Here is a 19,087-nt window from a genome sequence, read left to right as displayed (position 1 = left end):
CACCTACAGTGACCCGTCACACGTGCCGGTCCCCCGGCCGGGGGTGGTGTCACGACAACGACGACTTGACTCCGCGGCAAAGGCGAGCGTTCATCGACGTCCAGCCATCCCGGAAATCCACCGGCAGGGGAGGACTCGTGTCAGACGTACCGCCACGCCACGACCCAGCAACCGCAGGCAGCTTCGGCCAGCTGATCACCCGCCGCAGGCACCAACTCGGCCTGACCCAAGGCGACCTGGCAGACCAGTTGTGCGCCAGATCCGGACGCCCGACCTTCACCCGCCACGAAATCTCGCGGTACGAGCGCGGCCTGCGCATCCCGACGGCACCGCTGCTGACCGCCATAGCCGCCTCACTCGATCTCCCCATGGCCGTCCTGCGCCGGACCGCAGCCGCCGACCGGAAACGCCGGCACGCGGGGAGCCGACGTTGAGCGCCACCCACCGGGTCGTCCGCCCATCCTGGACCTGCGGCGTCGACGGACTTCCATGGCCGTGCACTGAGGCGCAGCGGAGCCTGCGGAACAACGACCCGGCCATGCTGCGCCAGCTCATGGCCAACCTCATGGCCATCGCCCAACGAGAGCTGGACGACACCGACCCCGCAACGCTGTACCGGCGCTTCCTCGCGTGGACCCTCGAACCCGACCAGCGATGCGCCATCTGTGGCAGCCGCCGCCACGCCGTGATTCCCGGCGTACCGCCGCGCCTCGTGCCGTGCGACGGCCTGCGAGTGGCCCTCGCCGCCGACGACCTGCCCGGGTAATCCCCGAACCCGGCGGTGGGTGGCAGCGCTCATTCGCGGCCAAGAAGCAGAAGACTCCTGGCCGTACGTCGTCACGCCTGGTCGTAGTGGATGTACGGGTTCAGAATCTGTCGCTGCCACAGCTGGCTGCGCTCCGCCTTCGCCAGCTGCGCCTCGTCGGCGGCGTCGTCCCAGTCGCGGCGGATGGCTTCGAGCTGGTCCTCGATGATCTGGTCGGCGTCGCGGTCGGAGAGCAGGAACTCCGGTGCGGCCTTGCGGCACAGCCGCAACTGGCTGGCGCGCTCGCCGGGCGTCCGCGTGATGTTCAGGGCCTGGTTGGCGGTTTCGCCGCTGCGCGGCTGGGGGCACAGGTCGTACGCCGGGGTCAGTGAGAGCTGTGCGCCGTCCCAGAAGGCGGCGTGGTTGCGCAGGTGGTCATCGGTGTTGCCGATGCAGACGTTGAAGACCATCCGCGCGAACAGCTCACGCAGGTGCTGGCCGGCGTCGGTGAACTGCTTGCGGACCGCGTCGGCGAGGTCCGGGTAGCCGGCGTGCCGCGCCCCCATCTCGTCCTCGCCGAGGATGGTCAGCGCCGAAACCATCATGCGTCGCTGCCCGGGTACTGCGGTGCGGTCGAAGCGCTCCACGAGCAGCACATCACGGCCCGCGCAACGGATGACCTCGCAGGCAGCGACGTCCAGTCCCACCCGCCGGGCGAGGATCATCCCGACGGCCTCCGCCTTGACCACGGGGTAGTAGTCGCTCGTCGAGGACAGCTTGGCGATCAGGTGGCGCCCCTGGTCGAGCACGGTGACCTTGGGACGCGCACCACCGATGGACGTGCCCCGCGTCAACGCCTCTCCCAGCGCGGGCGACAGTGGCCGACCGGCCTCGAGCGCCTCGGCGGCGCCGATGAGCTCGGCCAGCTCGGCCGTCTCGTCTCGCGCGACGTACTCGGTGGCGCCGGACTGGAAGTCCAACCCGCCGACGCGGTCGGAGCCGGAGGTCAGCATGTAGGTCAGTTCGTCCAGGGCTGCGGTGTCCGCGTCGCGGTCGAGGTGGCCGAACCGGCGGGCCAGGATGACGCGCCGACCCCACGCATCGGGGCTGGCGTCGCGGAGGCAGCCCGCCAGCGGCAGGTTCCGCCGAGGTTCGATCGGCCCTTCCCGCAGCGGCAGCTCGGGCGCGTACAGCGGGACCGCGTCGGGGCGCGCCAGGTAGCTCTTGCCGTACGCGAAGACGTACCGGTCACCGTCCACCGCGACGACCCGGCCCGCGACCACTGGCTCCGTCGCGCCAGGCAGCCAAGCCCACACGAAAGCATCCCGGGGTGCTGCCATACCGCTCCTTCACACGAGGTCAGAAGTTATCGTCGACGACGATCGCCGGCTTGGTCACCCGAGCCGGCAGGAGGGCCAGTCGCTGCCTCGCGGCCGCGGCCAGGGCGGGCAGCTCACGCTCGTCCGCACCGAACAGCGGCACGCCGACGACCACCGCGGCCTCGAACGCCAGGCCGAGCGCCACGGTCGGCTCACCCCGCTCAAGCCGCCCGATGGTGTGCGGCTGCACCCCCACGCGCTCGGCCAGGTCCGCAGCCGTCCAACCGCGCTCCTTGCGCGCGGCAGCGATCTGGGAACCGAGCAGTGCAACAGCAGCCTTGGTCGTCGGCATGTAGGACCTCGTTCGCTTCGCCATCACGCCACCACCTTCGATAAAACAACGCTAACACGGCCTTGCAGTCGTTTTATCAACATCGACGAGGCCCTGGCGCGCGTGTCGCCAAGGCCGTAGGTGAGGAGTGGCCAGGTATGCCATGTACTTGACGTACGTCGAGCGCGTCGCATGCTGGTCAGGAACGTCTGGGGGATCTCATGTCCGTTGCCGCGCATTTCGACAGCTACTCAACTGCTCGAGCGCACTTCAAGGACCTCCTCGACGCCGCGCGCCGCGGCCGGGTGGCGACCGTACAACGGGAGACCGGCCAGGCCGCGGTCGTCGACGCCGAGCGGCTGCGCGCCACCCTCGTCGGTGTCCTGCCGCCGCCGCAGGTGGTGGCCGAGGACAGCGGATGGTCGGTGTTCCTGCCCGGGGTTTCGATAGCCGCGGACGCGGCGACGTTCGACGAGGCGATCAAGGAGATGATCGTGGCGTTGCGGGAGTACGCCGACGACTGGCAGGAACGCCTGCTGGATGCGCCGAACCACCGGAACAACTGGGCACTGGTCCAGGTGATCGAGCTCAGCGACGACGCGCAGCTGCGCGAGTGGCTGGTGGGCGTGGCTCGATGAGCTCGCCGGCACCAACACACCAGGATCACCGGAAGTTCTGCGAAATCGAAGGAGGGGAGCCCGCCCGGACCGCTCGTGGCCGGACCGCTCGCACCATGTGACGTACGAGCTCGCGTTGCCGGACGGCCGGATTGATGCAGACGAGACGCTGGAGTTAGGCCCTGCCGCCGCTGAGAGCGGGCGCAGTGTAACCACTGGCCGAGGAGGCTCATTCTCGCGCGGCTTTGTAAACCTCGCCGATCAGGCCTGAAAGGTCTCCGGCGTGGACATCCCGCTCCGCGAGCCGACGGTTATTTGCGGCCTGCAGGTCACGCAACCGTTCCGCGCGGTTGACCAATGCCAGCATCTGCTCTCGCATCTGCTGGCGGCGCGCGACCCGCTCGGCACCGTCCCAGATCGGGTCGGCGGCTCGAGCCCTTGCCTTCACGTCCCGCCAGTTCGAAGCCTCGGTCACGACCGACCCTCCTCTGTCACGTGATCAGCCACGGCGGCGCGCTGCCATAGGCCTCGCATGCTTGCCGTGCTCGCCACACTGTCAAGCGATCTGCCGCAGAAGGCGTTTGCGTCCTCAGCAAGGTGGAAGGTGCTGACCCACGCCTCGGTCCGCGCCCGCTCCGCGGCCAGCGCGTCGCTGTCACCGTCGTCGAGCTCGGCACGGATGCCGTCCCAGTCGTGGAACTCAGTCATGAGGCTCCCACCTGCTGCGTTCGAATGCCAACAAAGGCGGACCAGCTCTCCGCATGACATCATATGGCCTCCTCTGTAGCACACAAATAATTTTGTGCTACAGTATTGACATGCCGGTCCGGTTCACCGAAAGTGCAAGGAAGCACGGCTTTACCGAGGACGAGGCGGTGTGCGCCATCGAAAACGCGGTTGGACACGTCCAGCACTTCACGGATCCTCAGCCGCCGGCCAATATTCGACCCCATCTGTTCGTCGGTCCACGCAGCCTCACGGATCACACGTTGCTCGAAGTCTTCCTCGAGGTTCGAGGAAGTACGGTCACGGTCTTCCATGTCATGGAAGCCCAGGAGCGCAGTCTCAACCTGATCGGAAGGAGCTATCGATGACCTCCGAACCGCATGCGGCGGCTACCACCCCTCTGCCGATCGACGGCTACGAGGCAGCAGCACGGTGGGCGGAGAAGGCAACCTTTGACCCGGACGATCCCACCGTGGAGCGAGACGAGGTGGCCGCCGCCAGCGGGCGCGCCTTGCTGCAAGCCGCCCGCGTCGCGGACGAGCAGGTGCCGACTGCCGACGACTACGAAGCAGCGGCGCGATGGGCCGAAACGGCCACGATTGATGCAGACGCAACGGTGGAGTCAGGCCCTGCCGCCGCCGAGAGCGGGCGGGCGCTGCTGCGCGCCGCTCGCGCCGGCAGACCGGCGCTTGATGTGCAGAATGAACCCGGACAGGCCTCGCCAGTGCGCCGTTTCCGGCTGTCAGTAACACTCAACGCGGAACTTGACGACTTCGTGGAAGCCAGCAAAGCCCGCGGGCATGACACCACGCCGAGCGATGTCATTCGTGCCGCGCTCACTGAATACCTGCGCTCTCATCCAGCAAGCTGAGGGTTCCGTGCCGGAGGGTGCGGGGTAGCGGCCCGTCACTCTTCTGGCCGAAGAAGGTGGGCGACGCCAAAGACGAACGGCGTAATCACCGGCCGGAAAGCTCACCGCAGTGCGCCGCCTTGTAGGCCTCGCTGATCAGGTCCGGAAGGTCTTCGGCGGCGACATCCTGCCCCGCGAGCCGACGACGATTTGCCGCCTGCAGGTCGCGCAACCGTTCCGCACGCCGCAGCGACTCCATCTCCTGCAAAGTCTCCTACGTACGCCGACCGATTGCCGCCACCGATGCGCTCAACCACCGAAACGGCTACGTCACTGACATGATATTTCGGTGCTGATCCTGCGTGCGACCAAGAAGCTCCGCGACCGGATAGGCACGCCGGACCTGCGTGCGGGTGAGCAGTCCACCACCGCACTCGGTGAGTGGTACGCCACCCGGTTCGCGTGGCGACCGGACGTGTTACTGCTGGTCAACGAGCCGACCCTGCTGCCGATCCTCCTGCCGCTCGCACCCGCCGCCACCGCCCTGGCCCGCGCCGCCGACCGCATCGCCGCGACCATGGCCACGTACGGTGCCCACGACGCGATGATCGCCGCCGAGGTCGAACAGATGCGCACCCGCCGGATCGCCCCGACCACCAACCGCAGCGTCGTCGGGATCATGACCGAGTTCACGCTCCTCGCGGACCGCAGCAGAGAACGAGAACTCGGCGATCTGGAGGCATGGCTGGCCGGCACGCCGTGCAGCCCGCTGTACCGCACCCACACCAACCCGAAGAACGCCTTCATGCACCAGCTCTCACTTCACCGCCAAGTCCAACGATGACGTCCTTCCCGAGATCTCCCACGCCACCGCCGCAGTCTCGCGATGACGTCGTGGGGGAGCGTGGCGTACTCAGCGTGAGCGGTACGCAGTTCCCGTGTCGTGCGCATACCTGCGAACCGGAGCCAGACCCCGCACTGAGATCACAATGCGCATCGGATCTGTCACGTTCGGATGGTACGACGGCTCGACGCGTGCTCGGCGAAGCGTGTTCAGCGGGCGTCGAAGGTTCTGCCGAGCCAGGCGAGGTCGGTCTGGTCGCGCTGGCGGCCCTCTCGCTCGCGGGCGAAGAGCGCCTCCGTCTTGGTCAATACCAGGGTGTAGGGTCGTCCGCTACGTCGGGTTTGATGGCGTACCGGCAGCTCGTGCTGGTCGATCCGGGTGTGGACATGCCGGCGCCGTTGTTCTGCCAGCGGCCACTCGAGGGAGCGCCGCGCCTTGTCGGCGAGGAACGCGTCGAGGGTCTGGCACAGTTCGCAGTGGCAGCCCTTCGGCAACTCGATCGACCAGTCGTCAGCGGACCGGATCGGCCGGGCCAGCCGGGTCGCAAGCCGCGCGGCGCAGTGGCGCGAAACGACGTCGAGTCCTGCGGCGGCGCTGGTATCGCGGCTGGCCCTGTGGGCCGCGCGGAGCGCGGACATGGCGCATACGAGCAGATCGTCGTTGTCGATGCTCAGGAAGGCGACCATCTCGTCGCGCAGGTCCGCCGCCGCGAGGCTCGCCGTGCTCAGCAGCAGACCGGCGACGGCCGGCCCGAGTTCGCTCAGCGCCGCATGCCGGTGGCTCGGAGCGGGGTATCGCAGCGTCCTGTCCACCGATTCCCGCAGCGGGGTCCAGGCGGCGGCGGACACCAGTCGGCCGACCGATACACCGGCCTCGGACGCCTCGCGCAACGCGTCGCATACCGCTGGCAGGGTCTCCAGCCACGCCGCTCGCTGTTGCTGCGACGCCAGGTACGCCGGTCGATCGCGGCCGAACCAGACTTCGACCAGTTCGCGGGTCCAGGAATCGCCGTAGCGCGCGGCGACCCGGGCGAGCGCCGCGGCATGGGAGCGATCCAGCATCTCGATCTGGAACGGCGCGAGCAACATGGCTGCGGTGCCGGGCTTATCCAGGTCGTGGGCGACCGTGAGCGCCTTGCCCAGCAACTGCTCGGCGTTCGCCTTCGCCGCCACGCTCCAGAAGGAGGCGAGCATGGCAGCGGCATGACGAGCCTTGGCCACATCGCCCGCCCGGATCAGGTCGGCGAGCCGATCGAGTGCCCACATGGGCGAGGCCTGCGCACGGATCGCGAAGGCCCACCTGCGGGGCCAAATCACGATTGCCGCTCTGCGGTACCAGCGCTCCAGGGTGTTGCCGTAGTTGCCCATGTAGCCCTCGTACGACGAGGCGTGTGGCTGCAGGTCCGCCGTCGGTGTCGTCGCGCATACTTCGTCGTCGTGGACGATCAGTGAGGTGGGCGTGGCCTCGTCACCCTCATCGAGCCAGCAGTCGAGGCTGGTCGTCGACTCGATGAGCTCCTGCAGTTCGTAGTCCCCGTCCTCCTCCGTCTCGTCGTCATCGTCGTTGTCCCAGTACTGGCCGTATGACGCTGCGTCCTCGGCGCTCCAGTGCTCGTGCACCTCCGCCAAGGCCAGGGCCACCTCGCAGTCGGCGGCGAGTGCCGCTGCCCGTACCAGCGCGGCGCGGCTGGCGTCGTCTCCCTTGAGGCGGGCCCACCCCAGCCCACGCTGGGTGTATTCGTGGTCGAGCAGGTAGACCAGGCGGGCAGGCTCGTCCGAATCGCCGAAGTGCTGGTTGAGGCAGCCGGCCAGTTCGGCCGTCAGGCCAGGGTCGGTCCGGCCGGCAGCCGCCGCGACCGGGTCACCTTTGAGCAACAGGTTGTACGTCAGCACGACCCGGTAGCCCGACGTGACCGGCCGTACGTGGTGACGGCAGTCGGCGTAGAAGGCCACGAACGACAGTGATTCCTTCGACGACCGGTACGTTGCGGTCTGGCCGGCGTGCTCGACCACGAGGACACCGCCCGTGGCTGCCGAGGGCAGCGTGACGACAAGGGTCCCGATCATGCCGTCGGCCTTCTCCGAGTCCTGGTGCGGAGCGAAGAACTGGCCGGGCGCGTACACCAGCATCGCGTGGAACTCGGCCGTCAGCTCGCATCCCTCCGGCAGGCCGAGGTCGGCCCGCAGGCGCTCGAGGACGTGCCGCAGCGTGACGTTCCACTGCCGTTTGTCAATCTTCACGCGGCTCTTCGGGACCTGCCACGTGTCCCGGACTCTGGCATCCAGCAGCGTCTGCTCGCCCTTGCCGAACCGGGCCGGCCGACTGATCAGGCAGAGCTCCTTCGCCTGCCGGACCGGCACGGGCAGGGTGATCGGGCCGACGCCGGTGACCTCCAGCCGAAGGCCGTCGGGACGGGCGGTGCGTCGCGCACTGAATGACCCCGGAGTCGCACCCTCGCCCAGAAGACTCGCGAACCGATCGCGCGGGAAGACCGTAACCACCGTTACTCGGCCACCCGTGCCATGGGATTCGACCGTCCCCGGTCGTCGAGGATTCCGGGAAACTGGAGCTCGCCCGAGGCGTACGTGAGGCACCGCTCAGTCAACTCCGCCGGCATTGCGGTGTGCTCTGCCAGGAAGCGGATCCATTCGGGCAGCAGCGCGACGAGTTCGGCGGCGAAGTCTTCCTTGTAGTAGTTCCGCAGGTGCAGCACGGCCACCGCGACCTTGTGCGGCGAGCAGAACGGATAGAGCGTGGGGTGATCCCGCGGGGACCAGGACTCGGCCAGTTCCTCGGCAAGTTCGTCGGGGCCGACAGGACCGGCGTCGTCCCCTTCGCCGACGATCCCACCGTGATAATCAAGCTGCCGAAGTCGCTGGGCGAACTGCGCCTTGGCGTCGGCGGCCGTCAACCGTACGAAAGCCGGCCCACGCACCTGGCGCACCGCCTTCCGCGCCGTCCCGCCGAGCCGCCGGCTGCGCAGGAACTCGGCGTACTGCTCCTCGTCCTCCCCGCCGATCCGTAATCCCTCGACCTCGCCCGGTAGCAGGGCGTCGAGCGTCTCCGAGTCCTCCACCGCTGTCAGGACCGCCCCACCCGCCGCGGCCTGCCCGACCGACTCCCGCCAAGCGGCCACCGCGGACTCGGCCGAAGTATGGAAGCCGCTGTGCACGGTGAGCGCTTCGTAGCCGCAGGTGTCCACGTCCCACAGGTACCAGCGATCCGGGCCGGCGTCCGACGTGAACGGCGCGACCACCGCCCAACGGGTGCCGTGGACGTCGCGTGCCCACAACACGGGACCGGTCACGGCACGCCCGCGCGCGACCCGCTTCGCCGCGGGGGCATCCAGATGCGCAGAGATCAGGTCACTCGCGGACTCGCTGAGCGGGAACGGCAGCACACCGGCGACGACAGTCAGCAGCCGTTGGAGAACAGCCACGTCCGCACCAGCCTCCGCCGGTCTGTGGAACCGCTCGTCGAGCGCCGACAGCAACGCACCGACGAAGTCCTCCGGATTGACAATGTCCTCCACGGAGCCACGCTCGAAGTGGGCCATCGCCGCGCCGAAGCGAATGCACAAATCGTCTTCGAGGTCGTCGTCGGACCGCTCTGGGGCACTCGCGATCAAGGCGTCAATCAGCGCCCCGGCAGCATCCCCGGCCAGCGCGGTGCGATGCTCCGCGAGCTTCTGCCGATACTCGAACAGCTCACCGAAGACGCCGACCCCTGCGGACCCGCCGCGCGACGAGACCATCGACTGGCGGGAGGACCGGCTGCCGGACTGGGATTTCTTCTTCCGCTTCCGAGACACGGGCACGGCGGGCATCCTATCGGCGGGTATCCGCCGCCCGGCCGCGACACCTCGGGTATCGCGGCCCGGTCACGGTAATCAGACGGCCGCAACGCTGACACGAGCGTGCCTCCGTTCGCCAACGGGCACCCTTGTCGCGAGCAGGTCAGACCTTGAGAATCTCCACGTCGTACAGCGCCACGGACGCATCCCGGGAGGCCAACGTCAACCCTTCGGTGGCGGCCTGAGCCACCAGCATCCGGTCGAACGGGTCACGATGGTGCGGAGGGAGCCGGCCGGCGGCGATGCCATGGACGTGCGTGACAGGCAATTCGCGGAACCCCATGTCACGGACCCGCTCTGCGAGGTCAGACGGCCCGGCCAGCTTTCCGGTGGACTGCTTGATGGTGATCTCCCACAGGCTGACCGGTGACAAGAAGATGTCCGGATCGTGGCGCAGGCGATCCAGGAAGTCCTGCCCCAACATGGGGTCGCCCGTGATGGCCCACAGTGCGACATGGGTGTCCAGCAGCAGGCTCATCCGCCGATCCCGAAGTCGGCGGCGATCTCCGCGTTGGTCTGGGGTGAGTCCCAGTCACCGCTGAGGTCCAGCTGCCCTGCGAGCGAGCCGATCGCAGTGCGGTTGACCCGGCGCACCAACGGCACGACCTTCGCCACCGGCGTGCCCGCCCGATCGATGATGATCTCCTCCCCGCGCTCCACACGCTCGATGATCTTTGACAGGTTCGTCTTGGCCTCATGCATGTTGAAGTGCACGGCCTCCGCGGACATACCAACACCTCCCGGTTAGCTAATAGGTTAGTCCATAAGCGTTGCCTTCGCCACGGCTCCGCATACGGAGGGGAGCGGCTGATGTCGGCACGCGATCTACCCGCAACGGCTCGAGGAGTGCTCGGCGAAGCGAGCCACCCCGGGTCACTGCAAACCAACCGGGCATACCGGACGGACCCCGCCCATCGCAAACGCCGATTGTGTGATCGGTCCCCGCTCCCACCAGCCTGAACGAATCCAGGTCACGCCGGAGCGGGATATGCCGACGCAGGTCAGCGTGGGCGTCGGTACACTGTGCTCCGCGCCCTCGTAGCTCAGGGGATAGAGCAACGGTTTCCTAAACCGTGTGTCGCAGGTTCGAATCCTGCCGGGGGCACCAGGTCAGAGGCTTATTGCACGTTCTTCCTGATCTTGCGTGCCATTCGCGTGCCACTCGCCTTCCGCGCCACCTTGTCGAGGTGGGCCGCGACCTCTTCGTCCTTGCCGCCGAGCGGACGGGCATAGTGCCTGGTCGTGACGCTGGCGTCGGCGTGGCCGAGGCGAGCGGCGGCGACCACGATGCCGTGCGAGTCCGAGACCCAGGACGCGTGGGTGGCTCTCAGGTCGTGCGGCTTCAACCCGTCGAGACCGGCCGCTTCGGCGGCTACCCGGAACCGGCTGCGGAAGCCGTAGTAGCTCTGCTGTCGGTCGCTCGTGTGCTTCTGCCGGCCGCCGAACAGGAACACGTCCTCACCCTCGGGCAGGTTGCCGAGCAGTTCCGCTACCGCGTCGGCCACGAACTCGGGCAGGATCAGCTCCCGCTGCTGGTGGTTCTTCGGTGTGCCGATCACGGAGCCGCCACGAACCTGCGACACCGCTTCGGCGACGATGAGCCGGCGGCTGGACAGGTCGAAGGATCGGCGGCGTAGCGGGAGCGCCTCGCCGATGCGGAGTCCGGCGTACGCGAGCAGCAGGACCAGGACCCGATCGGGCAGCTCGCACTTTGCCGAAAGGCGGGCGACGTCCGCTGGCGCCAGGACCGTTGGCTTGGCCTGCGGCAGGCGGGGAAGTCCGGCGACGCGCCCACCCCGGCACGGGGTCACCGGGATCATGCCGTTGTCGACGGCCGAGGCCATGATCTGCGACAGGAGGCGGTACGCCTGCCGGACCTGCGATGCGCTCACCGTCTCGGCGAGGGTGCCGACCCACCGCGTCACCGCGAGCGGCCGGAGCGCGCCGAGCTTCACCTTGCCGAGGTGCGGCACGATGAGCCGGTCAATGACCGAGCGGTAGGTCTCCTGTGTCTTGACCTTCCAGCGCGATTGCGTCGCCGCGAACCACTGATCCGCCCATTCCGAGATCGGCGTCTTGGCCGCCGTCGGCGAGATCCAGCGGCCCGACGCGATGTCGCCCTCCATCACGCTGAGGAAGCGTTCGGCGAGCGGCTTGGTCGGGTACGTCTGCGGAGCAGGATGCATCTGGCCGTCTGGTCCGGAGTAGCGCGCCTGCCATTGCCCGGACGGAAGTTGCCGAACGGCGCCGAATCGACGTCGCTTCTTGTCGGTCATCAAGCCACCAATCCGTTGCTGTGCAAGCCCATGCGGATCGGTTCCACAGTGGACTGATCGATGTAGACAGCGAGTGCTTGCTCTTTGATCCGTACGTGCGTGCCAGCCTTGACGTACTCGATCCGGCGTTCGGCGATCAGCCGGCGCACGAACCGTTCCGTCACTCCGAGCCGTTCGGCCACCTCCGCGACCTTCAACAGCCGGTTACTCACCGTTGCGTTCCTCCTCGTTGTCGCTGGCTGTGTGCTCGTACTGCGCCGCCCGGTCTCTGGCGGCGTTGAGGGCGTTGCGCCACTGCATGCGTTGGGCGAGCGCTCGCAGGAGGCGATGTCGCATGGGTGGCATGTCGGGGTCGTTCGGCTTCGCCAGCTCCCAGGCGACCGGAGCCGGGGTGCCGGCATCGGCGGTCTCGGATGCTGGGACCTGGTCGATGCCGTCGGCGACGCCGAGGAGCGCCTTGACCCAGGCGCGGGCGTCGTGGCGGTGGTCGGCGAGGGTCTTGCCAGACCAGTCGCGGGATATGAGGATGCGCCGGCCGCCGATGCCGAGCGTTGAGCGCTGGTGGACCTTGCCCTTGCAGTTGCCGGGGCGGAGCTTGCCGTGCGTCTTCTTCGGCTGGATGCCGTACAGCAGCCAGTTCGCGCACCGTTCCGAGCAGGGCGTGACGCGCAGCTCTTGCCAGAGGCGTTCGAGATGCGCCCGCTGCCGGTCGGTGGTCACGGTGTGGCAGTCGGCCGCTGACTTGGTGATGTACTTCGTGATGTAGCCGACCGTGCGGTCGATGTCCTTGCTGCCGGCGGCAACCCCGCGAGCATCAACGTGCTTGCCGAACCGGATGACGTGGGCCGGCGCGGCGTCGGGGTCCTCGTCGATCGCATCGAGCGCTTCGTCCCACGTCTGCAACGGCGCGCCGCTGTCCGGGTCGCACCACGCTTCGGCGTCGGCGTCCCAGAGCGGACGGCACGTGGGCTGGTCGACGCGCGGCCACCAGACCTGGTGGTAGGTGGCCGCCGCGACCTCGCGCAGGACCGTGCGGGAGACGGTGCCGCGGATGGCGAAGTGCGCGTGTGGGGCGAGGCGTCGTTGGGGCTCGACGCAGCCGGCGTACTGGACGTTCCAGCCGACGCAGCGCCGCAGGTTCTGCCAGAACCGGTCGAGCAGCCGCGGGAACGTGATCGCGTCCCAGGCCGCGCGCCGGTAGTCGTAGCGGGACGGGTCGAGCGGCGAGCCGTCGTCTCGTACGGGGCCGTATGAGTCGAGGGTCATGGTCAGCCACATCGACGGCCGGTGCTCGGTGCCGTCCGGGGCGGTGTAGACGCGGCCGACCGTGCGCGGCTGGACCTTCTGCCGTGGCAGCGCGGGTGCGTCCTGGCGCCGGCGGGTGGACCGCTGCCGCTTCGGTTCGTCGGGCTTGTTGTGCGACGGTGCCACCGTGCCGCGCAAGCCTTCCGCTGCGATGGCCTCCTCCACCTCGCGGATTGCTTCGTCGACCTCGCCGACCTCATCCCACTTCGACTCCCGGACCGCCTGGTCGCGGAAGTACTCCAGGTGCGCGCGGAGGCTGATCAGCGACCGGTGTTCCTCCGTGGTCGGCTTCGGGGCAGGGGCAGGTTCGTCGACGCGGTGCCAGCCCTCCCGGATCTGCGTCTTGCGCAGCCGCCGAGCCCGCTTCGCGCACGGAACGCACTTGTCCTCGCGGGTCGCGCCGCACGGCACGTCGATGATCTCGGTCTGGCCGGTGGCGAGGTCGGTGCGGCGCAGCCCGACCGGGCGGAGGCAGACGCCGTACTCGGTCGCCATGTCCTTCACGACGTCAGCGGCGAGGGGCATCAGCATGCGGGCAGCGCGCGAGCCGGGGCGCGGCCCGGCCTCGGGTTCGGTGTCGAGGCCGGGCAACGTGTCGACGGTCATCGGCGACCCGCCGGCTGCTGGACGTCAAGGAACATCCGGTCAATGGCGTCGGCGTCGCCGCGGAGCAGCCGTTCGCGGCGAGCAGCGGCGTACGCACCGACCATCGGGTGACCGATCCGCCGAACGCCCCACGGCAGCCGCTGCACCACGAGGCCCTGCGCGCGGGCGTGAGCGTCGGCGGAGGTGTGCAGCCGGTCGGCGACTGCTTCGACGAAGGCTTGGAGCAGGTGCATGGTGGTGGCCTCCTTCACTTGACGACACCGGATGGGATCGCGCCGTTGAGGCGCTGGAACACCGGAACGGCCGCTGCGACCGGTTCGGGCACCGGAACCTGGTCGACAACCATTGCCGCCGGCTGCTCTTGCGGCGCAGGCTGCGGCTTCGTGGACAGCACGAGCTTCACGAGGGCCATGAACGCCAGCGCCGGAACGGCCGCGAGCAGGCCACCGGAGATGCCCGGCTTCGCCACCGCCAGCTGCGCCGACAGCGACAGCACGACCGCCGCCGTGAGGACCGCGAACGGGTACCGCGTCGACTCGCCGGAACGACGGCGCCGCCGGATGACGAGCGCGCACGCGATAGGGACGAGTTCGGAGATGGCGGCGTTCGCCCAGCCGAACCAGTCCGCCGTGCCAGCGGGGGAGTTCGCCATGGTCCAGTCGTGGACGTGGGTGAAGGACGCGGCGCCGGCCATTCCCGCGACCACCAGGAGGATGACGACCAGGACGACGCCCTCGATGTGCTGACGCATGTGACGCACCTCCGTTCTCACTTGGCCTTCGGGGTGATCGGGACGCGGATCCAGTCGGGCGGCTCACCGGTCGACGCGACGGCTTCGGACAGGCACCGCCACAGCGCCCATGCCTCTGCCGGGGTGAGGTACATCCGCCGCCGGCCCGCACCCACGGCCAGGTAGAGGTCTTCGTCGTCGGTGACGCGGACCGTGACGGCGGATGAGCCGTTGCTGACGTGCGGTGCGCGGAGGCGGTAGAACCGGCGGGTCATGCCGCCTCACCGTCGAGGAGGTTCGTCAGCGCGTCCGGGAGCAGCGGACCCTGTGCGTGGCGTCCGGGCTTGTAGACGTGCCTGGGTTCCCGCCGTGGCGCCGGTACCGCCGCAGGCTGCTCGACGACGACAGGGGCGGCGTAGGTGGTGGCCATGGCGCGGATCTCGTCGTCGGTGACGTACGCGAACCGGACCCGCTCCGGTTCCGGGCGGTCGTCGAGGACGACATACCCGATGCCCCGCATGGACGGCCGCGCCGACAACTGGTCGCACAGCGCACCCCGAGCGCGGGAGCCTTGCCCGAGGACAAGGTCGACGTGGTTGGGTTCGTTGAGCCGCAACGCGATCCGGGTGGGGAAGAAGTCGCGCAGCTCGACGACCTCTTTGCGCGGGTCCTGGGTCGCGCCGATGACGAGCACGCCGAGGCCGGCGCCCTGCGTGAGCAGCATGGCGAGCGCGGCCTTGGCCCGGGCGCGCAGCTCGGTGTCCTGCAGCAGCGCGACGAGCGCGAGGATCTCGTCGACCATGAGCACGTAGATCGGTTCGTCGAGGGTCGGCGTGTGCACGCGGGTCTTGCCCTGCATGCGGGCCTGCCGGTCGCGCATGACCTCGACGAGTTCCTCCAGCATGGCCACCATCGGCGGGACCGTGGCGTACTCGTACCGGCTGAACAGCTCCCGACCGAGGGACAGCTCCACGCCACCTTTGGGGTCGATGCCCCACAGCCGCACCAGCCCGGAGCGGATCGCCGGGGCGAGCGCGCGGATCAGCGACCACTGCACCGAGCCCTTGCCCGCCCTGGTCGCGCCGACGATCAGGACGTGGGTGGCGAGCAGGCGCAGCACGTACCGGACGAGGTCCTCACGCAGGCCGAGCGGCAGCGCCTCCAAGTCGGTGGCCTCCGGGATGTCGAACGCGGGCACGGTGCGGCGCAGCGGGTCGCGCCGAACGAAGACGAGCCAGACGAGGCGCGGCCGGTCGCGGTAGCGGAACCGGTCAACGAGCCGCAGCAGCCGGTTTGTGCGTGCGGGTGGCTGCTCCCGCCGACCCGAGTAGACCCGGCAGATGCGCGCGCCGAACGAGTACGCCAGGTTCGCCGCCGCCGCGTGATAGTCGTCCGGGTTCTGCCCGCGCGGCATACGCAGCAGCACCTCATCCGTGGCGTACGTGCAGCGCACCCGCAGCAGCCGCGGCACGTTCAGCTTGCCGTCGAACCGTTCGGCGAGGCGGCAGACGGTCATCGCCTCGCGCCAGTGCAGCTGGTACCCGAACAGCCGCTGCCACCAGGACAGCACCGGCAGGACGACCCAGCGTTCGCACCAGGGACGCCAGCGCCACCACCAGACCCCGACCGTCGCGCCGGCGACCCCGGCGAACAGCGCGAGGATCTCCCAGCCGTGCCGGTGCCACAGCCACACCGCGAGGACGGCGAGGGTGACGGAGGTGCGGTTGCGCCACAGCACCGGCAGCGACCGTACGAGCAGGACCGTGGCCTTGAACAGCAGGTACGGGATGACGATCCACATGACCAGCCACCACGGCGCCGGGACGGACAGGCGCCGGACGTTGACCAGCGGGACGTTGTTGTTCTTGTTCACCTTCGACCTTTCCTACGACGGCGCCAGCGCTGCGAACCGCCCTCTCCCGTCCCGGCGGACCGCCAGCAGTTGCAGCGGCATCCCGGTGAACCAGCGGGTGAAGCGGCCGCGCGTATCGCGCGCAACAGGCATGAGCAGCAGGAGTTGGCCGGGGCAGGTTTGGCGACGCCGCCCAGAAATGGGCATGATGAGACCCGCCTTCCACACCTCAGCGATGGGCTTGGTTGGCAGCGGGGCGGTCCGGCTTCCTACGGCATACAGACCGCCCCGCGCTTGCGTTGCTTACGCGGCCTTGCGGGCCGGCTGCGACGAACGGAACCCCGTCGCGCGGTACGAGTACGCGAGCCGACCGGTCGGCCCGACGTACGGCGTGACCGTCATCCCCTCGAACTCGACCGGGGAGAACCCCGCGCCATCCGGGACCGGCTGCACGTTCGCCGAGATCTTGACCGCGACCTCCCGGGACCGGCCCGCAAGATCCGGGTCCATGTCCATGACCCGGACCGTCCACACCCGCGACCCGGACAGCTTGTCCACCGCCGGTGTCCGGGCCTTGGTCACCTCGTTGTAGTCCTGCGCCTCGACGATCGAGTCCGGCACCAGCACGCAACCGGCCGGGAAGACGTCCTCGAACCGGACCGAGAACCGCGTACCACCTTTGAGCGCCACAACCATTCCTCTCAGACAACCACTTAACTTGTTATGTGTGACTCAAGTGTAGCGACGGAACCTAGCTTGTTAAGTGCTCAGACAGAGAAACTTGGCGATGGCTCGCATTTCGAGTAACGCGAGCCATCCACCTAAGCAATCGAGAAGGAGTCCTCGAACTCGTGCCGGGCCGGCGGCACCGCGATGTCCAGTGCGAAGGCAGGCTTGCCGCCCCGGGCGTACACAGCGAACAAGGCGGTGAGCAGCCAACCATTGGGGTCGACGTCGAGCAGTTCCGCCTCTTCCTCGGTCGCCGGCCGCGCCGAGATCCGCTCCGTCACGTGGTCGAAGTGCATGCCCTTACGCACCGCCAAGTGCTGCAGGACGCCCTCGCTGAGCGGTGCCGCCGAGCCGATGCCGGTGCCCTTGGCGAGATCGAGCGGCACGTACACCGTGCCCAACTCGACCGGCCCCAGCCCGTCAACGCTGACGAGCCGGCGACGCACCACCACGGGCGCGCCCTCGTCCAAGTCGAGCGCGGACGAGGCCCGCGCGGGAGCAGGCAACTCGCCGACGTCGAGGATTCGTAACCGGCCCCCAGCCTCACTGGCAAGCAGCGACGCCGCGTGGGCCGGCAGGGACCGCGGTTCAACCGGCTTGGACCGCACGAACCGACCCTTACCCTGCTGTGTGTCGATCCAGCCGGCCTGCCGCAGGATCTCCAGCGACCGCACGACCGTGGGCCGCGACGTGTCGAACTCGTTCATGAGCGCTGTCTCGCTAGGCAGCATCTCGCCGGACGCGTACGTGCCGTCCTCGATGCGGGCCTGCAACGCGTTGACGATGGTTATGTACTTGGGAGGTCTGTACTCGATCGGCACGGAGACCCACCATTCGAAGACGACAACATACCTTGTCAAGACCTTAACTGTGTGAGCGTCGCGCTGTCGATCCTTCGAAGGGAGGGACCAGCGCGGCACGGCGAAGCCTCGGCACCGAGCGATGCCGAGGCCCTGTTCGTCAGTCTGTGGCAGCCCTGCGCAACGCGTCAGCGTGCCGCCGCCACAGCGCTTCCATCGCGCTCTCGTACCCGCGCGAATCCAGCTCGTCCGCATCCGGACCGCCGGCCTCGACCGCCTCGACATAGTCGCACGTGTACGCGCACAGCGCCGCCCGCAGGTTCGAGCCGTAGCCTCGCTGCTGGGCGGCATCGAGCGCCTCCCAGCCCCGGGCCGCGTCGTCGATGACGAGCCGCCGGTCGTCCTGGTCGGTCAGTCGGTTGCCCCGGTGCCCGACCGCTTGGTCGTCCCGCAGCTGCACGACGCGACCGACGAGAGGGAGAAGCGCGATGGCGATCTCCAGCCGGAGCGCGTCACCGCGAAGGTCGTCTTGCACGATCATGCTGCGCCGCCCTTCCACGTGTTCCGGGCGTCGCCCGGAGGTGTCACGATGGGTGGCGGTCCCTCGGTGATACCAGCATCGAGGGGCCGCCTCCACGCCATCGCGCCTACTTGACCCGGTTGAACTCGCCGCCCTGGACGCCCTCGACGAACGCGTCCCACTCGCCCGGCGTGAACGCCAGCACTGCGCCGTCCGGGTTCTTCGAGTCCCGCACCGCGATGAGCGGCCCGTCCAGGCCGGTCACCTCGACGCAGTTGTCGGAGTACGGGCCGCTCTTGCTGCTCTTGACCCAGCTCGCGCCGGTCAGGTCGATGGTCACGCCGTCCTTGCTCACCTGCATGGTTCCTCCTTGTTCTCCGCCGCCGGCTCCTTGTCGGCCGGCGGCGCCTGTTGGGCGGCCATCAGTTGCCGCAGCTTCGACGCGTACAACAGCGCCTCGTCGCTGAGCCGCTCTGCTGCCCGGATCGCGGCGTCCCATGCGCCGCCGAACCCGAAGTCGATGACCACGGTCACGTCGTCGTCTTTGAGCACGAGGACCGGGTCACCGTCCTCGTCGACCGCACCCCAGCACCGCAGCGTCCGGACATCCAGGTCGAGGTCGGGTTGCGGCGCCACAGGCACCTCCGCCACACGGAACGTTGTTGCTCTCATTCGGTCGCCTCCGTCTCCTGGCCAGGGCCGTCCTGGTCCGGCGCCGGGATGCCGCCGCAGTCGACGCACGGCCGCACCGCGTACACCACGCTGTCCTCGGCCATCGTCAGCGCCCCGCGGCGACTGACCAGCTTGACGCCGCGCCCCTCACACGAACGGCACGTCGAAGTCGAAGCGCGGTGAACCGTCACGCGCCACCGCCGATGGCTCCCTGGAGCAAGACCGCCCGAAACATAGATGAAGCGTCTACCCATCGAGGGCCTTCACCCCGGAAAATTGTTCCGGGGTCAACTCGGAGGGTGGTGCGACGCT

The 19,087-nt window shown here is 68.7% G+C and carries 27 protein-coding genes and 1 tRNA gene; 7 read left to right on the top strand and 21 right to left on the bottom strand.

Annotated features, from left to right (window positions below):
• Positions 1-8 precede the first annotated feature (8 nt).
• Both AB0H83_RS11190 and AB0H83_RS11185 read left to right on the top strand, forming a co-directional pair.
• Positions 9-434 (top strand): helix-turn-helix transcriptional regulator, encoded by a 426-nt coding sequence (locus tag AB0H83_RS11190; RefSeq protein WP_360090568.1) that lies wholly within the window; start codon positions 9-11, stop codon positions 432-434.
• Positions 431-766, top strand: a complete 336-nt coding sequence (locus tag AB0H83_RS11185; protein WP_360090565.1) for a hypothetical protein — start codon at positions 431-433, stop codon at positions 764-766. The genes AB0H83_RS11190 and AB0H83_RS11185 overlap by 4 nt, the downstream gene beginning before the upstream one ends.
• 71 nt (positions 767-837) lie before the next feature.
• On the opposite strand, the gene AB0H83_RS11180 is transcribed toward AB0H83_RS11185, so the two are convergent.
• On the bottom strand, positions 838-2,085 hold the full coding sequence (locus AB0H83_RS11180; protein ID WP_360090562.1) for a type II toxin-antitoxin system HipA family toxin: 1,248 nt from the start codon (positions 2,083-2,085) through the stop codon (positions 838-840).
• A 19-nt stretch (positions 2,086-2,104) separates the two neighbouring features.
• A complete protein-coding gene (locus AB0H83_RS11175) occupies positions 2,105-2,416 on the bottom strand; it encodes a helix-turn-helix transcriptional regulator (RefSeq protein ID WP_360090559.1) in 312 nt (103 codons plus the stop codon).
• 200 nt (positions 2,417-2,616) lie between these two features.
• On the opposite strand from AB0H83_RS11175, the gene AB0H83_RS11170 reads away from it, so the two are divergent.
• Positions 2,617-3,033 carry a hypothetical protein gene (locus tag AB0H83_RS11170; protein ID WP_360090556.1) on the top strand — a complete coding sequence of 139 codons (417 nt, stop codon included), beginning with the start codon at positions 2,617-2,619 and terminating at the stop codon, positions 3,031-3,033.
• 208 nt (positions 3,034-3,241) lie between these two features.
• Here AB0H83_RS11170 and AB0H83_RS11165 read toward each other — a convergent pair whose 3' ends face one another.
• Both AB0H83_RS11165 and AB0H83_RS11160 read right to left on the bottom strand, forming a co-directional pair.
• Entirely contained in the window at positions 3,242-3,487 is a 246-nt protein-coding gene (locus AB0H83_RS11165; RefSeq protein ID WP_360090553.1) for a hypothetical protein, read from the bottom strand.
• Positions 3,484-3,720, bottom strand: a complete 237-nt coding sequence (locus AB0H83_RS11160) for a hypothetical protein (protein ID WP_360090550.1) — start codon at positions 3,718-3,720, stop codon at positions 3,484-3,486. Before AB0H83_RS11160 ends, AB0H83_RS11165 begins: the two co-directional genes overlap by 4 nt.
• 110 nt (positions 3,721-3,830) lie before the next feature.
• Between AB0H83_RS11160 and AB0H83_RS11155 the strand changes: the two genes are divergently transcribed.
• Complete coding sequence (locus tag AB0H83_RS11155; protein ID WP_360090547.1) at positions 3,831-4,106, top strand: hypothetical protein; 276 nt, start codon at positions 3,831-3,833, stop codon at positions 4,104-4,106.
• Positions 4,103-4,609 carry a hypothetical protein gene (locus AB0H83_RS11150; protein ID WP_360090544.1) on the top strand — a complete coding sequence of 169 codons (507 nt, stop codon included), beginning with the start codon at positions 4,103-4,105 and terminating at the stop codon, positions 4,607-4,609. Before AB0H83_RS11155 ends, AB0H83_RS11150 begins: the two co-directional genes overlap by 4 nt.
• 85 nt (positions 4,610-4,694) lie before the next feature.
• On the opposite strand, the gene AB0H83_RS11145 is transcribed toward AB0H83_RS11150, so the two are convergent.
• A complete protein-coding gene (locus AB0H83_RS11145; RefSeq protein WP_360090542.1) occupies positions 4,695-4,847 on the bottom strand; it encodes a hypothetical protein in 153 nt (50 codons plus the stop codon).
• A gap of 90 nt (positions 4,848-4,937) precedes the next feature.
• Between AB0H83_RS11145 and AB0H83_RS11140 the strand changes: the two genes are divergently transcribed.
• Entirely contained in the window at positions 4,938-5,432 is a 495-nt protein-coding gene (locus AB0H83_RS11140; protein WP_360090539.1) for a hypothetical protein, read from the top strand.
• 209 nt (positions 5,433-5,641) lie between these two features.
• Here AB0H83_RS11140 and AB0H83_RS11135 read toward each other — a convergent pair whose 3' ends face one another.
• The 4 genes from AB0H83_RS11135 to AB0H83_RS11120 form a co-directional block, all read right to left on the bottom strand.
• Positions 5,642-7,933, bottom strand: coding sequence for a 2OG-Fe(II) oxygenase (locus AB0H83_RS11135; protein WP_360090536.1), 2,292 nt, complete (start codon positions 7,931-7,933; stop codon positions 5,642-5,644).
• Positions 7,934-7,935: 2 nt separating this feature from the next.
• Entirely contained in the window at positions 7,936-9,249 is a 1,314-nt protein-coding gene (locus AB0H83_RS11130) for a hypothetical protein (RefSeq protein ID WP_360090533.1), read from the bottom strand.
• Between the two features lie 139 nt (positions 9,250-9,388).
• On the bottom strand, positions 9,389-9,763 hold the full coding sequence (locus tag AB0H83_RS11125; protein WP_360090530.1) for a type II toxin-antitoxin system VapC family toxin: 375 nt from the start codon (positions 9,761-9,763) through the stop codon (positions 9,389-9,391).
• Positions 9,760-10,014, bottom strand: coding sequence for a type II toxin-antitoxin system prevent-host-death family antitoxin (locus tag AB0H83_RS11120; protein ID WP_360090527.1), 255 nt, complete (start codon positions 10,012-10,014; stop codon positions 9,760-9,762). Before AB0H83_RS11120 ends, AB0H83_RS11125 begins: the two co-directional genes overlap by 4 nt.
• A gap of 303 nt (positions 10,015-10,317) precedes the next feature.
• Here AB0H83_RS11120 and AB0H83_RS11115 point away from each other — a divergent pair.
• Positions 10,318-10,393, top strand: a tRNA-Arg gene (locus tag AB0H83_RS11115).
• A 10-nt stretch (positions 10,394-10,403) separates the two neighbouring features.
• On the opposite strand, the gene AB0H83_RS11110 is transcribed toward AB0H83_RS11115, so the two are convergent.
• The 12 genes from AB0H83_RS11110 to AB0H83_RS11055 all read right to left on the bottom strand — a co-directional run bounded on the left by AB0H83_RS11110 (position 10,404) and on the right by AB0H83_RS11055 (position 18,754).
• The gene (locus AB0H83_RS11110; RefSeq protein WP_360090524.1) at positions 10,404-11,561 is read right to left on the bottom strand and encodes a site-specific integrase; all 1,158 of its coding nucleotides are present in this window, start codon (positions 11,559-11,561) and stop codon (positions 10,404-10,406) included.
• Complete coding sequence (locus tag AB0H83_RS11105; protein ID WP_360090521.1) at positions 11,561-11,773, bottom strand: helix-turn-helix domain-containing protein; 213 nt, start codon at positions 11,771-11,773, stop codon at positions 11,561-11,563. Before AB0H83_RS11105 ends, AB0H83_RS11110 begins: the two co-directional genes overlap by 1 nt.
• Positions 11,766-13,472 carry a replication initiator gene (locus AB0H83_RS11100; RefSeq protein ID WP_360090518.1) on the bottom strand — a complete coding sequence of 569 codons (1,707 nt, stop codon included), beginning with the start codon at positions 13,470-13,472 and terminating at the stop codon, positions 11,766-11,768. The genes AB0H83_RS11105 and AB0H83_RS11100 overlap by 8 nt, the downstream gene beginning before the upstream one ends.
• Positions 13,469-13,705 carry a hypothetical protein gene (locus AB0H83_RS11095; RefSeq protein WP_360090515.1) on the bottom strand — a complete coding sequence of 79 codons (237 nt, stop codon included), beginning with the start codon at positions 13,703-13,705 and terminating at the stop codon, positions 13,469-13,471. The genes AB0H83_RS11100 and AB0H83_RS11095 overlap by 4 nt, the downstream gene beginning before the upstream one ends.
• A 14-nt stretch (positions 13,706-13,719) precedes the next feature.
• Positions 13,720-14,223, bottom strand: coding sequence for a DUF2637 domain-containing protein (locus tag AB0H83_RS11090; RefSeq protein WP_360090512.1), 504 nt, complete (start codon positions 14,221-14,223; stop codon positions 13,720-13,722).
• A 17-nt stretch (positions 14,224-14,240) separates the two neighbouring features.
• On the bottom strand, positions 14,241-14,477 hold the full coding sequence (locus tag AB0H83_RS11085) for a spread protein (RefSeq protein ID WP_360090509.1): 237 nt from the start codon (positions 14,475-14,477) through the stop codon (positions 14,241-14,243).
• A complete protein-coding gene (locus AB0H83_RS11080; RefSeq protein WP_360090506.1) occupies positions 14,474-16,075 on the bottom strand; it encodes an FtsK/SpoIIIE domain-containing protein in 1,602 nt (533 codons plus the stop codon). Before AB0H83_RS11080 ends, AB0H83_RS11085 begins: the two co-directional genes overlap by 4 nt.
• A 282-nt stretch (positions 16,076-16,357) precedes the next feature.
• On the bottom strand, positions 16,358-16,744 hold the full coding sequence (locus AB0H83_RS11075) for a transcriptional regulator (RefSeq protein ID WP_360090503.1): 387 nt from the start codon (positions 16,742-16,744) through the stop codon (positions 16,358-16,360).
• A gap of 131 nt (positions 16,745-16,875) precedes the next feature.
• On the bottom strand, positions 16,876-17,643 hold the full coding sequence (locus AB0H83_RS11070; RefSeq protein WP_360090500.1) for a GntR family transcriptional regulator: 768 nt from the start codon (positions 17,641-17,643) through the stop codon (positions 16,876-16,878).
• Between the two features lie 100 nt (positions 17,644-17,743).
• Positions 17,744-18,142 carry a hypothetical protein gene (locus AB0H83_RS11065; protein ID WP_360090497.1) on the bottom strand — a complete coding sequence of 133 codons (399 nt, stop codon included), beginning with the start codon at positions 18,140-18,142 and terminating at the stop codon, positions 17,744-17,746.
• 88 nt (positions 18,143-18,230) lie between these two features.
• On the bottom strand, positions 18,231-18,464 hold the full coding sequence (locus AB0H83_RS11060) for a DUF397 domain-containing protein (RefSeq protein ID WP_360090494.1): 234 nt from the start codon (positions 18,462-18,464) through the stop codon (positions 18,231-18,233).
• Positions 18,455-18,754 carry a hypothetical protein gene (locus AB0H83_RS11055; protein WP_360090491.1) on the bottom strand — a complete coding sequence of 100 codons (300 nt, stop codon included), beginning with the start codon at positions 18,752-18,754 and terminating at the stop codon, positions 18,455-18,457. The genes AB0H83_RS11060 and AB0H83_RS11055 overlap by 10 nt, the downstream gene beginning before the upstream one ends.
• Between the last annotated feature and the right edge of the window lie 333 nt (positions 18,755-19,087).

The sequence above is a fragment of the Dactylosporangium sp. NPDC050688 genome, assembly GCF_040654515.1.
In the GTDB taxonomy this organism is placed as follows: domain Bacteria; phylum Actinomycetota; class Actinomycetes; order Mycobacteriales; family Micromonosporaceae; genus Dactylosporangium.
The sequence above is the reverse complement of the archived record's forward strand: the minus strand, read 5'-3'. Positions and strand labels throughout refer to the sequence as shown.

Coding starts and splice junctions, on each gene's coding strand:
- AB0H83_RS11180 (WP_360090562.1), bottom strand. CDS start 2,085: ATGGCAGCACCCCGGGATGCTTTCGTGTGGGCTTGGCTGCCTGGCGCG.
- AB0H83_RS11175 (WP_360090559.1), bottom strand. CDS start 2,416: ATGCCGACGACCAAGGCTGCTGTTGCACTGCTCGGTTCCCAGATCGCT.
- AB0H83_RS11170 (WP_360090556.1), top strand. CDS start 2,617: ATGTCCGTTGCCGCGCATTTCGACAGCTACTCAACTGCTCGAGCGCAC.
- AB0H83_RS11160 (WP_360090550.1), bottom strand. CDS start 3,720: ATGACTGAGTTCCACGACTGGGACGGCATCCGTGCCGAGCTCGACGAC.
- AB0H83_RS11155 (WP_360090547.1), top strand. CDS start 3,831: ATGCCGGTCCGGTTCACCGAAAGTGCAAGGAAGCACGGCTTTACCGAG.
- AB0H83_RS11150 (WP_360090544.1), top strand. CDS start 4,103: ATGACCTCCGAACCGCATGCGGCGGCTACCACCCCTCTGCCGATCGAC.
- AB0H83_RS11145 (WP_360090542.1), bottom strand. CDS start 4,847: ATGGAGTCGCTGCGGCGTGCGGAACGGTTGCGCGACCTGCAGGCGGCA.
- AB0H83_RS11125 (WP_360090530.1), bottom strand. CDS start 9,763: ATGAGCCTGCTGCTGGACACCCATGTCGCACTGTGGGCCATCACGGGC.
- AB0H83_RS11120 (WP_360090527.1), bottom strand. CDS start 10,014: ATGTCCGCGGAGGCCGTGCACTTCAACATGCATGAGGCCAAGACGAAC.
- AB0H83_RS11110 (WP_360090524.1), bottom strand. CDS start 11,561: ATGACCGACAAGAAGCGACGTCGATTCGGCGCCGTTCGGCAACTTCCG.
- AB0H83_RS11100 (WP_360090518.1), bottom strand. CDS start 13,472: ATGACCGTCGACACGTTGCCCGGCCTCGACACCGAACCCGAGGCCGGG.
- AB0H83_RS11095 (WP_360090515.1), bottom strand. CDS start 13,705: ATGCACCTGCTCCAAGCCTTCGTCGAAGCAGTCGCCGACCGGCTGCAC.
- AB0H83_RS11090 (WP_360090512.1), bottom strand. CDS start 14,223: ATGCGTCAGCACATCGAGGGCGTCGTCCTGGTCGTCATCCTCCTGGTG.
- AB0H83_RS11085 (WP_360090509.1), bottom strand. CDS start 14,477: ATGACCCGCCGGTTCTACCGCCTCCGCGCACCGCACGTCAGCAACGGC.
- AB0H83_RS11060 (WP_360090494.1), bottom strand. CDS start 18,464: ATGCAGGTGAGCAAGGACGGCGTGACCATCGACCTGACCGGCGCGAGC.